Origin of the sequence: Pseudomonas sp. R84 (genome assembly GCF_009834515.1) — a bacterium.
Classification (GTDB): domain Bacteria; phylum Pseudomonadota; class Gammaproteobacteria; order Pseudomonadales; family Pseudomonadaceae; genus Aquipseudomonas.
On record NZ_CP019426.1, the window covers coordinates 3,247,109 to 3,259,043 of the forward strand.

The window sequence follows — 11,935 nt, forward strand, 5'->3', positions numbered from 1 at the left end:
GCAGCGCGGCACCCGAAGGTGCCGCGCTTTACGTGGACACCGTGATTTACGGCAGGGCGTAAGCCATCACGTAGTCGCCGCGATCGGTCGACTGACGCGCGCCGCCGGCGGTGATGACGATGTATTGCTTGCCGGTTTTCGGCGAAACATAGGTCATCGGGCCGCCCTGACTGCCGACTGGCAGACGTGCTTTCCAGACTTCGTCACCGTTGCCGCTGTTGAACGCGCGCAGGTAGAAGTCCTGGGTGCCGGCGATGAAGATCAAACCACCTTGGGTCGACAGGGTGCCGCCGAGGGTTGGCAGACCGATCTTGATCGGCAGGTGCATGCGGATGCCCAGTGGACCGGTGTCTTCAACGGTACCGACCGGAACCTGCCAGGCGATTTTCTGGGTCTTCATGTCGATCGCGGTCAGCGTGCCGAACGGTGGTGCCTGGCAAGGAATGCCGGCTACCGACAGGAAGCGGTTTTTGTTCACCGCGTAAGGCGTGCCTTTCAGCGGCACGGCGCCCATGCCGGTGTTGAGCGCTTCGCCACCGCCAGCGGCCTGGCCTTTGTTCTGCGACGGAATCATCTGAATCCACAGACCCAGACGCATGTCGTTGACGAAGATGAAACCGTGCACCGGGTCAGTGGAAATGCTGCCCCAGTTCATGCCGCCCAGCGAACCCGGGAAGCTCAGCGATTTATCCATGCCCGGCGCGGTGTACAGGCCGTCGTAGCGCATGCCTTTGAAGTCGATGCGGCAGAGCAACTGATCGTACGGAGTGGCGCCCCACATGTCCGATTCAGTCAGGTGCTGAGCACCGATTTCTGGCATGCCCACCGATTTCGGCTGGGTAGGGGAGTACGGTTCGTTCGGAATGTTCGCCGCTTTCACCGGCACTTCTTTCACGTCGGTCAGCGGTTTGCCGGTGGCGCGGTCGAGCACGTAGATCTGCCCGGCCTTGGTGCCGATGACCAGCGCCGGAATGCTTTTGCCGTCTTTGGTGAAGTCGATCAGGCTCGGCTGCATCGGCAGGTCGAAGTCCCAGAGATCGTTGTGCACGGTCTGGAATACCCAGCGCTCGTCACCGCTGGTGGCGTCCAGCGCGAGGATCGAAGCACCGTAGGTGTGATCGAGTTTGCTGCGCTCGACACCATAAATGTCGGTCGACGAACTGCCCATCGGCAGGAACACGGTGTTGGTCGCCGGGTCATAGGACATCGGCGCCCAGCTGTTCGGCGTGCTGCGCACATAAGTGCTGCCTTCGGCTGGTGCGTTTTTATCCTGCGGATTGCCCGGGTCGAACGCCCAGCGCATGGCGCCGGTGATCACGTCGAAACCACGAATCACGCCACCCGGCATGTCGGTCTGCACGTTGTCAGCTACGCGACCGCCAACCACCACGGTGGTGCCGGCCATCAACGGCGCGGACGACAACTGATAGTAGCTGTCCGGCACGTTACCCAGACCGGCCTTCAGATCAACCTGGCCGTTGTTGCCGAAACCCTGGCAGAACTCGCCGGTGTCCGCATCGACCGCGATCAGGCGCGCATCAATGGTGTTGGTCAGCAGGCGACGCTGGCAATTGGCGGCCGGCGCCGGTTTGGCTTCGATGATCGACGAGTTGCTCGGCTGAGCAATCGCTTTGGTGGCGTCGAAATAGGCCATGCCACGGCAGCGCTGCCAGACTTTCGACTGAGCGTTGATTGCGTTCTTCCACAGCTCTTTACCGGTGTCGGCATCGAGGGCGATCAGGTTGTTGTGCGGGGTGCAGATGAACACCTTGTTGCCAACCTGCAGCGGGGTCAGCTGATCTTCAGCGCCGTTGCCATCGCTCTCGGCGACGTCACCGGTGTGGTAGGTCCACGCCACTTTCAGCTTGTCGACGTTGGTGCGGTTGATCTGGTCCAGCGCAGCGAAGCGGCTGCCACCTTCGGTATTCCCGTAGTGCGCCCAGTCCTTTTGCGCCTTGTCCGGCTCGACCGGGGTCAGGCCCGGGCCGGTGCCGGTGGCGGCAACGGTCGGGTGGGCGACAAACATATTGCCGGCCGCTACAACCACGCCGACCGCCAGCACCGCAGCCACGGCGTAAGCGCCGCGACCGGCAACACCGCCGTTGGCACGCTTGAGCAGCGGATAGACCAGTGCAACGACCAGGCCGATCACACTGAACATGAACAGGCGCGAGAACACCGGCCAGAACACCAGGCCGGCATCACTCACCGCCCAGATCGTGGTGCCCACCAGGAACGCGGCGAACAACCACGCACCGGCCAGCTTGAAGCGCGCGATCAGCAGACCGGAAACGGCCATGACCAAGCCACCCACCAGGAAGTACCACGAGCCTCCCAGGCTGACCAACTTCACGCCGCCCGCAGCCAGCGCCAAGCCGAGCAGGGCGATGACGACGCCCAGCCCGATCAGAATGAATTTCGATATGCCCGAGAGGCGTTGACTCTGCTTCACGTTGAGTGTCCCGTTGAAATGAGGCGCGCATTATATAGTTAGGTAACTACCTAGTTAAATCACAAATTTCAACGTGAAGCTTAGTTCGCGGTTTTGACTCACGCTGCGGGGGGGCGCAGATGTGGAAATGTCTGTCGAAATGCGCACAAATATCGCTGTTCTGTCAGATTGATTGTGAGTTGTGACAGATATCGGATGCCGCGCCCTCAGGCATAATCCATTTTCACCGGGTTGTAAATGCGACGAATAACCGCCAGTCAGCCCGTTCCAGAGCGGTCTAAGGACGCATCGAGCTATATGGATATGCTTTTTTAATCTTGGAATTCGCCACGGTTTACCGCTCAACTGGCGCCTTTTTGATAGGTAGCTATTTATGTCCGAGCGGTGTGAGGTGGTGGTTCTGGGCTTGGGCGCGATGGGCGCTGCCACGGTTTATCAGTTGGCGAAAGCGGGGGTGAATGTAGTCGGCATCGACCGCCATCATCCGCCGCACAACCTCGGTTCTAGCCACGGCGATACTCGAATCACTCGGCTTTCGGTCGGAGAAGGTGCGCAATATGTGCCGATCGTGCGCAATTCTCATCGCGTCTGGCGTGAGCTCGAGGCACTGACGGGAGAGTCTTTGTTCGAGCAATCGGGCCTGTTGGTGCTGACGTCGAGCGCCGAGTTCGATCCTCAAGATGAGACCGACTTCACCTTGCGCACCATCGGCCTGGCGCGGACTTACGGCATCGAGCACGAAGTCCTGTCCGCCGGACAGATTCGCCAGCGCTTCCCGCAATTCGCCAACGTGCACGACTCAGCCATCGGCTATTTTGAACCGGGCGGCGGCTTCGTGCGCCCGGAACGCTGCATCGATGTGCAGCTCAAACTGGCCGAGCAACACGGTGCGACGCTTTATAAAGGCGAGACCGTTACCGCTATCAGCTCGAACGAAGAAGGGGTCACGGTCACCACGGACCGGCGCACGCTGTTTGCCAATAAGCTGGTGATCAGCGCGGGCAACTGGAACGGCGAGTTGCTCGGTGAACCGTATGAGAATCTGCTGAGTGTTTACCGGCAAAAGCTGTTCTGGTTCGAACTGGAAGAGAACGCCGGACTGGTCGGCCACTCACCGACGTTCATCTTCACCCACGGTCGCGGCGACGACAAAATCAACTACGGCTTTCCCGCGCTACCCGGCGAAAGCAGCATGAAAATCGCCACCGCGCAGTACCACACCGCAACGTCACCTCAGGCCATCGACCGTACGGTTTCAGCGGCCGAAGCGCAGGACATGTACGAGCACCAGATGCACGAGCGCATCGCCGGCGTGACCTCGAAAGTGCTCAAGTCGGCGGTTTGCGCCTACACCGTGACCCCGGATCGCCATTTCATCATCGATGAGCATCCGTCGCTGCAACACACCCTGTTCGTCTCGGCCTGTTCCGGGCACGGTTTCAAGCATTCCGCCGCGCTCGGCGAAGCATTTGCGCAGTGGTGCATGCGCGGCTCGAGCGACCTGGATCTGTCCTCTTTCTCCCTGAAACGCTTCGAAGGAAAACTATCGTGAAACGCGTCGCGCTCTCCGTAGCACTGCTGGTCGCCGCCCTGGGCAATGCCTATGCCGAAACCCTGAAAATCGCCGTGGTGCCTGTGCCCCACGCCGAAATCCTCGAGTTCTTGAAACCGGAGCTGGCCAAGGAAGGGGTGACGCTGGATGTCAAAGTCTTCTCTGACTACATCCAGCCCGACCGGCAGACGGATGAAGGCTTGCTCGACGCCAATTACTTCCAGAGCAAACCGTATTACGAGGCCTACAAAAAAGACCGGCCGAGCAGCGATCAAGTGCCGATTGTGGCCGTGCACATCGAACCGTTTGGCGCCTATTCGAAGAAGATCAACAACATCAGCGAACTCAAGGATGGCGCGACGATCGCCATTCCCAACGACCCGACCAACTCCGGTCGGGCGCTGCTGCTGATCGCCAAGCAAGGCCTGATCACCCTGAAGGATCCCGACAACATCATGGCGACGCGCCTGGACATCGTCAGCAATCCCAAGCATCTGAAGTTCCAGGAACTCGAAGCGGCGATGCTGCCAAGGGTGTTGAATCAGGTCGACATGGCGTTGATCAACGCCAACTACGCGCTGGAAGCCAAACTGGTGCCGCACAAAGACGCGCTGTTTATCGAAAGTTCGGAGTCGCCGTACGCCAATTACCTGTACGTGCGTCGCGACAAGGCCAACGCCCCGGCCGTGCAGAAGCTCGGCGCGCTGCTTAACTCACCGCAAGTGAAGCAGTTCATTCTTGAGCGTTATCACGGCGATGTGGTGCCGGCGTTCTGACTCAGTCGGGAGCCGCCAGAAATGCTGACGGCTCCCGACATCTTCAAGCGTTCTCTTCAAGCCGGCGCACATCGCCCAAGGAATCACGCTGCATCGATTGCAGGTTTTTCTCGATGGTTTCGCACAGCGCCTCCATCTGAATCTGGTGTTCGCTGTGGCGAAACGGGCTTTGCAGATCGGTGCCGATGCGTTCGATGGCCAGCAGCATAAAACCCACCACGGTCGAGGCCAGCGGCGTGAACCAGCCCAACGATTCCACCAGGCCGACGGGGACGATCAGGCAGAACAGCGAAATAAACAGCCGTGGGAAATACACATAAGGGTAGGGCAGCGGCGTATTCGCGATCCGTTCCATACCACCCTGACTGTTGGACAAATCCACCAATGTCGATTCCAGCCGTGCCAGACGAATGCTGTCCAGGCGCCCGGCCTTGTATTCGCGCGCAAGCAAAGTCGCTGATCCGGTGAGGATATCGTTGGCAAAGTTATTGGTCGTGCCACTGCGCGCGAATTCTTCGGCGGGAATAAACGCCCGAACTTCCTCAGGGCAAGGCTGACCTTGCAGATGCGCCGCGAGGCAGTTCACATAGGCGACGTGGCGGCGCAACAGGGTCGACTTGACCGGATTGACCTCGCCATCGGGATCATCCAGCAGCGTCAGCACCTGGCGGGCGAAGCTGCGCGAATTGTTGATCATCGAACCCCACAACGTGCGTGCTTCCCACCAGCGGTTGTAAGCGCTGCTGTTGCGGAAACTGATCAGCACGATCAATGCCGAACCCAATAACGTCAGGGGCATCAATGGCAGATTCAGCTTGGCGTTGAGGAACAGCATGAAATCGACGGTGACGGCGATGTCCCAGAGCAGCAGCCAGAACAACGCCCAGCCGACATAGCCCAGAGTCTTGATGATCAAACGGTATTTTCTGACGATGGCTGCTTTCAAACGGAAACCTCGTGGTGAGCGGTAAGCGTTAACGCCTTAGCTCGGACGCTGTTTTCGCGGGAAAGGTTCGCTAAATCGCTTCAGCTTTCGTCTCCGCGGGTTAATTAGCCCGGAGACGATTAAAGGAAAATGACAGGGACCTCTTCATCAGTCTGGCCATCGGCGTTTCGATTTTTTCGTGAATGACATAGGACGCACCGATCATTAAAACGACGGTGCCCCACAGCAGCAGGTGCGCATTGACCGTCGGATAGGCCATGTTGAAGATGATGAAACCGATCATTTGATGGAGCAGGTACAGCGGATATGTGAGCGCTCCCAAGGTCGTCCAGTTCAATTGCCCGATGGCGGCTGTTTTGTTGGTTGCGATCAACAGGAAGGTCATGAAGAACACGATAATGAAGCTGGCGATGATCGACGGATCGTACTCCGTCGCATATTTGCTTTCGATCGACTCGGCCCAAGTAATGGCGGTGAAGGTGGCCAAGGCCAATGCTCCCGCCACCAGGGCAATGCGCAGTTTTGTCATACCCTTCGCCCAGATCAGGTAGAACGTGGCACCGGCGATGAAATAGGCCGCGTAATCGGTGATCAATATCGAGCGCAGCTTTTCAAAAGCGAGGACTTCCGCGGTGGCCGAGACCAGTAGCCAGAGCACGAGGCAGGGTTCGATTTTGTCTATTTTCTTCAAGGCCAGGAGAATCGAGATCATCAGGTAGAACTTGATTTCTACAAACAGCGACCAGTACACGCCGTCGATGGGCGGGACGCCGAGCAGGTCGCCAAGGAAGGTCATATTGATCAGATATTGATAAAGATCCGCGCTGAACCTCGGCTGACCGAAGGCCAGTGTGATCAGAAAGGTGAGCGTGCAGCAGACCCAGAACGCCGGGCACAGGCGCACCACGCGGGAGATGAAAAACACTTGCAGATTGTTGCTTGAAGCCGTCATCAGGATGACAAATCCGCTGATCATGAAAAACAGCTCCACACCCAGGTAACCGTACTTGGCCACCTCGGCCAGCAGCGGGTAGGGCATGACTGACATATCGCCCCGCGCATAGCCGCGAAACGCGTAGTGAAAAATCACCACGGCGAGCGCTGCCAGAAAGCGCAGCAAGTCCAGTTCCTTCAGTCGTCGGTTGTTCATGTAGGGGCGCTCCGGACGTGTTAGCGCTGATCGAGAACTGACGACTCTGCCGAGTGAAATTCGACCCAAGGCGAAAGCTATGGATGCACGGGGCATCGACTGTCCCAGGCTTTGCGTGACGGTTATGGACCGCGTTGCCACATGCGGATGTAGTCGACCTCGAAGGTGGACGGCAGGTCAGCGTCGTCGACCACGCCGAACCATTTCCACATGGCCTCACTGTCAAAGACGATCTGCATCGGGAAGAAGAAGTGGCGGTTCTTCGATTCCCTGACCAGCACGCCATCGACGTACCAGCGCAAGGTGTCGGGCTGCCAGTCGAAGCCGTAGACATGAAAGTCGCTGGCCAGGCGCCAAGGGCTGGTCCAGGTGCTGCCGTTGGCGATGTGTTCGTTGCTCTGTGGCGTCGCCCATAAGTGGGCGTTCATGTTGTAGGAGCGATCCGAGGCTGCGTTCTTGGTCTTGCCGCCAATTTCGAAGATGTCGATCTCGGTGGCGTTGTCCGTGAAGCCCGTCCACGCCAGCCAGAATGCGCTCGACGCTGCGGAGTTCATCGGTTTGGCGCGCGCTTCGTAGTAGCCGTAGAACCCGCGTTCACGGGTACGGACCATGGCTGAGGTGTAATCCTTGAAACCGAGCTCGACGTACTTCTGCGGCAAGGTTTCCTTGCGAAAGACAATGTTCAGATGGCCGTTGCTGACGCTGGCATTGCGTGGGGTGAACAGCGCCGGTTTGCGTCCGAGCGATTCGTTGCCGATGGCATTGTTGACGTGCCAGCGCGCGGGGTCGAGGGTGCTGCCGTTGAAGTCGTCAGACAGCGTCGTGTTGAATGCCCAGCGCCCGGCATTGGCCTGGTCGGACAGCGGCAGATAGGCGTGCTGATGCGTCGGAACTTTGCCGAGCGGCCCGACGCGGGTCCAGGTATCGGCATGGCTGGGGACGGCCACTGACCATTTTTGTGCCAGGTATTGAAATGCCTGCTGGCGCTCTGCCAAGGACGCGAACGGGCGGTCGTAAACCAGCACCTCAGCGATGTCGCCGCGAAAGTTTTCCGACGTGCCGACGGCATTGCGCCCGACGGCATACGGGCCGATCGGCACATCCTGCAGTTCCAGGACGGAAACCGTCGGTTCATACGCGGCGGTTTGCGCCAGGCTGATGGCGAAGTTGGGCAGCACATTATCGTTGTGGGCGGTTTGCGCACGTGAACTGAACAACCGTTGCCAAGGGTCGACCCCAGCCTGTTCGGGCAATCGACGGGATACGATCAATACCGTAACAGGCCCTTTTGCGCTGCGAATGCTTTTGCCCAGAAACGCCGAAGTACCACTCAAACGCACGACGGCATGGCCATTCACGGCATTTTCCAGGCGTTGCGGCTGTTCGGCACCTTCGTCGACCCTGGCGTCATGGGACTGGCCGGATTTATCGCCCCAGCGCTGCACACGGTTCTGCGCATTCAGGCTCAGGCTGGACGCATCGGCTGCGTCCAGCCACAGCACCAGCCCGGCAGTCGGGGGCGAAGGTGCTGCGCTGCACGCCAGTGATAGCCACAGCAGTAGTCCCGCCAGCGATCGTTTAATCATCATTTGAACGCAAGCAGCGCTGGAATTTCGAAGGAAGACTGATACCCCTGCGGATTACACGACTGCCAGCGCCAGGCATCGACAATCATCTGTGGCAGATCGCGTTGCGCGGTCCAGCCCAGCTCCCGTCCGGCCTTGGCCGGGTCGGCCCAGCACTTGGCAATGTCACCTTCACGGCGCGGTGCAAAGCGGTAGGGAATGCTGATGCCGGTGATGTCCTCGAAACTGTGGATGATCTGCAGCACGCTGTAGCCGACCCCCGTGCCGAGGTTCCAGAAACGGATGCCGTGGTTCTGCTGCAACACCAGCAGTGCCTTGAGGTGGCCAATGGCAAGGTCGACAACATGGATGTAGTCGCGCACGCAGGTGCCGTCGACGGTGGGATAGTCGCTGCCGTACACCGTGAGTTCCGGTATCCGGCCAATGGCGACCTGGGTCAGGCACGGCAGCAGGTTGTTGGGTCGGCCGCGCGGGTCTTCACCGATCATCCCGCTTTCGTGGGCGCCAATCGGATTGAAGTAGCGCAATAGGCCAATGCTCCAGCGCGGATCGGACTCGCACAAATCCGTCAGCAACTCTTCGATCATTAGCTTGGTGCGGCCATAGGGATTGACCGGTTTACCGGTGCCGAAGTCTTCGGCAATCGGCGTACGGGTCGGCTCGCCGTAAACCGTGGCCGATGAGCTGAACACCAGACGGAAGACGTTGTTGCGCGCCATGGCCCGGCACAGGTCAAGCGTACCGGCCACGTTGTTGGCGTAGTAGTCGAGCGGCTTGCGCACGCTTTCGGCGACGGATTTGAGGCTGGCAAAATGCACCACGGCATTGATGTCATAGCGCCGGAAGATGTCGTCCAGCAGGTCGGAGTCACGGATGTCGCCCTTGATGAAATCGATCCGGGTCAAGGTCAGTTGCTCAAGGCGCGCGATGCACTCCTGACAGCTGTTGCACAGGTTATCGAGCACCAGCACCCGGTGCCCGGCATTGATGAGCGCCAAAGCGGTGTGCGAGCCGATGTAACCGGCCCCTCCAGTAATCAACGTGGTTTTGCGCATGGTGAGGTCTTCCTGTCTCAGGGACTGAATCAGCGGGCGGTGAAAACCGATTTGAATTCCTGCGGCCAGTGCGGGTGGATCAGGCTGTACGCCACGGCGTAGCTCAGCGCGCCCAGCGCGATGTTGCCGATCAGGTGCAGGTAGCCTTGAAAGCCCAGTTGCGGTGACACCAGCAGCACGGTCGCGGCCATGACCAGTGAGGCAATCACGCTGCGGTAATTGGCCTCGACAAACCGTCGCCAGCTGTAACCGATGGCCAGGTTGAGGCCGCGGATCTGCAGCGGCGTGATCAGCAGCATGCGCACGAGCAGAGCGCCGGCTGCGGCCATGCCGCCATAAACATTGCCGAGGCTGTAGACCAGCGCGAGAGCCAGAACAGTGGTGAGCACTTCTGCCTTGATCGTCAGGTGACTGCGGTTGACCGCCACCAGTGCGGTGGTGGCGTACATGGCGGTGTTGCCAATGGCAGCCGTGCAAGCCAGCGCTTGCAACAATGGAATGGCGTCAGCCCACTTGGCGCCGAAGATCAACAGGATGAGGTCGTTGGCGGTGAGCGCGAGGCCGATGAACAGCGGCGTCAACACAAAGCCGCTGACCGCGGTCGAGTCGCCAATGATCCCGAGCAGGCGCTTGGGTTCTGCACTGCGCCGGGCGAACGCCGGCAGCGCATAACTCAGCAGACCGTTATAAATCGCCGTGCGCGGCAGTTCGATGATGCGCATCGCCATGTTGAACATGCCGACCGCATTCGCCCCGGCCGTCATCCCCAGCACCACGTTGACGCCGCGCTGCAAGGTTTGTGAACTGAGTGAATTGATTGCAACCGGTGCACCAGCCTTCAACAGTTCGCGCAAGACCGTCCGGTCGATGGCAAACGCGATGCGTCGCCGGTCTGCACCCATCAGGACAATGATCGACACCCATTCCATGATCAGCGCTTGGGCAATCACTGCCCACGCACCCCATCCGCACAGCGCCACCGCGATGCCGCCGACACCACCCGCGACTTTGCCCAGTAACGTGCGCGACGCGAGCATCTTGAAATTGCCGCTACGGCGCATTTGCGCCACATAAACCCGCGCCATCATGGTGAACAGGATTTTCACCGAGGCCACTGCCGTCAGCCATTGCAGCAGCGGGTCGGGCGTGTACAGGAATGCCGCGAGCGAGATGATGACAATCGACACCAGACTGACGAGCACCCCGGCCCAGAAAGCCGTGCAGATGTGTTTGTCTTCCAGCCGTTCAAGGCGTACCAGCGGATCTTCCAGCACCGATGAGTACACCAGACCAATCAGCTCGACGATGGCAATGATGATCGTGCCCACACCCAGCTCGGCCGGCGAGAGCAGTTTCGCGTAGACGACAAAGGTGATCATCGACAGCAGGATCAGGCCGAATTTCTCGGTGAAGATCCAGCTCAATGTCACCAGACGGTGATTGGCCATGGCGGTTACCGATTCAATGAGCTGGAGTTGACGCCGTTGCCTTGCGCCATGTTCTGGCGCGCGCATAGAGATAGCGCAAGGTCGCTTTGCCGTTGGCGAAGATCAGCGCTTGCCAGGAGCACTCGAGCATTCGCCGGTACACGCCGAGCACTTGGTCATGCTCGCCGCGTCGGGAAAACGCTTCGAGAAAATCGGTGTGGTTGCTCAGGACGAAATTGATCCGTTGCTGCTGGCTGAGCATCTCGCCGTAGCGGGCGAGGTACACCTCGATAAAATGGATCTTGTTCTGGTAGTACTTTTTCGGTTGCGCGGTCATGTTGCCGCCGTTGACCGTGCGCTCCAGCAGTACCTGCGGCACTGTGTGAACCTCCCAATGTTCGGCGATCCGCGTCCACATGTAGCGGTCTTCGGAGTAACGCAGGCTGGCATCGAAACCACCGAGCTGCATGATCACCTCGCGTCTGACCAGCGCGGTGGAGACGCCATTGACGACGTTGGCGTGGATGAAGTCGTAGAAGTGCCTGCCGCTTTTGCGGCGGTTGTCCAGCTGCCGCCGGCCGTCGCTGTAATTGACCTGCGCGTAGCAGTCGATCAACCCCACCGGCCGGCCCTGACGACTGAGTTCTTCGTACAGGGCCAGTTGCAGCTCAAGCTTTTGCGGGTGCCACTGGTCATCGGCATCAAGCATCGCCACAAAGGTTTCTTGCGAGTGCCGCATGCCGTGATTACGCGCGCTGGCCTGGCCTTCGTTGGCTTGCTGCAGCAGCGTCAGGCGAAACGGCGCGACAAAGTCTCTGACCCGTTGCGGTCCGTCATCGGTGGAGCCATCGTCAATAACGATGACGTGATCCGGCAGGCGGGTTTGCCCGACCAGCGACGCCAATGTCTGCTCGATGCTGTCGGCACCGTTGTACATCGGGATGACGACGCACACTGAATCCACGGAAGGGAGGGCTTGATTGGGCACGGG

At 59.5% G+C, this 11,935-nt stretch carries 9 protein-coding genes; 2 read left to right on the plus strand and 7 right to left on the minus strand.

Annotated features, from left to right (window positions below):
- Positions 1 to 46: 46 nt before the first annotated feature.
- On the minus strand, positions 47 to 2,452 hold the full coding sequence (locus PspR84_RS14385; protein ID WP_160057782.1) for a glucose/quinate/shikimate family membrane-bound PQQ-dependent dehydrogenase: 2,406 nt from the start codon (positions 2,450 to 2,452) through the stop codon (positions 47 to 49).
- A gap of 373 nt (positions 2,453 to 2,825) precedes the next feature.
- Between PspR84_RS14385 and solA the strand changes: the two genes are divergently transcribed.
- Both solA and PspR84_RS14395 read left to right on the plus strand, forming a co-directional pair.
- A complete protein-coding gene (gene solA, locus PspR84_RS14390) occupies positions 2,826 to 4,004 on the plus strand; it encodes an N-methyl-L-tryptophan oxidase (protein ID WP_160057783.1) in 1,179 nt (392 codons plus the stop codon).
- Complete coding sequence (locus tag PspR84_RS14395) at positions 4,001 to 4,780, plus strand: MetQ/NlpA family ABC transporter substrate-binding protein (RefSeq protein ID WP_160057784.1); 780 nt, start codon at positions 4,001 to 4,003, stop codon at positions 4,778 to 4,780. Before solA ends, PspR84_RS14395 begins: the two co-directional genes overlap by 4 nt.
- A 43-nt stretch (positions 4,781 to 4,823) precedes the next feature.
- Here PspR84_RS14395 and PspR84_RS14400 read toward each other — a convergent pair whose 3' ends face one another.
- The 6 genes from PspR84_RS14400 to PspR84_RS14425 all read right to left on the minus strand — a co-directional run bounded on the left by PspR84_RS14400 (position 4,824) and on the right by PspR84_RS14425 (position 11,932).
- The gene (locus tag PspR84_RS14400) at positions 4,824 to 5,726 is read right to left on the minus strand and encodes a bestrophin family ion channel (protein ID WP_160057785.1); all 903 of its coding nucleotides are present in this window, start codon (positions 5,724 to 5,726) and stop codon (positions 4,824 to 4,826) included.
- 100 nt (positions 5,727 to 5,826) lie between these two features.
- Entirely contained in the window at positions 5,827 to 6,876 is a 1,050-nt protein-coding gene (locus PspR84_RS14405) for an acyltransferase (protein WP_160057786.1), read from the minus strand.
- A 122-nt stretch (positions 6,877 to 6,998) separates the two neighbouring features.
- Positions 6,999 to 8,465 carry a family 16 glycosylhydrolase gene (locus tag PspR84_RS14410; protein WP_160057787.1) on the minus strand — a complete coding sequence of 489 codons (1,467 nt, stop codon included), beginning with the start codon at positions 8,463 to 8,465 and terminating at the stop codon, positions 6,999 to 7,001.
- Entirely contained in the window at positions 8,462 to 9,517 is a 1,056-nt protein-coding gene (gene galE / locus PspR84_RS14415; RefSeq protein WP_160057788.1) for a UDP-glucose 4-epimerase GalE, read from the minus strand. The genes PspR84_RS14410 and galE overlap by 4 nt, the downstream gene beginning before the upstream one ends.
- 29 nt (positions 9,518 to 9,546) lie before the next feature.
- Entirely contained in the window at positions 9,547 to 10,965 is a 1,419-nt protein-coding gene (locus PspR84_RS14420; protein WP_160057789.1) for an oligosaccharide flippase family protein, read from the minus strand.
- A gap of 13 nt (positions 10,966 to 10,978) precedes the next feature.
- On the minus strand, positions 10,979 to 11,932 hold the full coding sequence (locus PspR84_RS14425; RefSeq protein ID WP_160057790.1) for a glycosyltransferase family A protein: 954 nt from the start codon (positions 11,930 to 11,932) through the stop codon (positions 10,979 to 10,981).
- Positions 11,933 to 11,935: the final 3 nt, after the last annotated feature.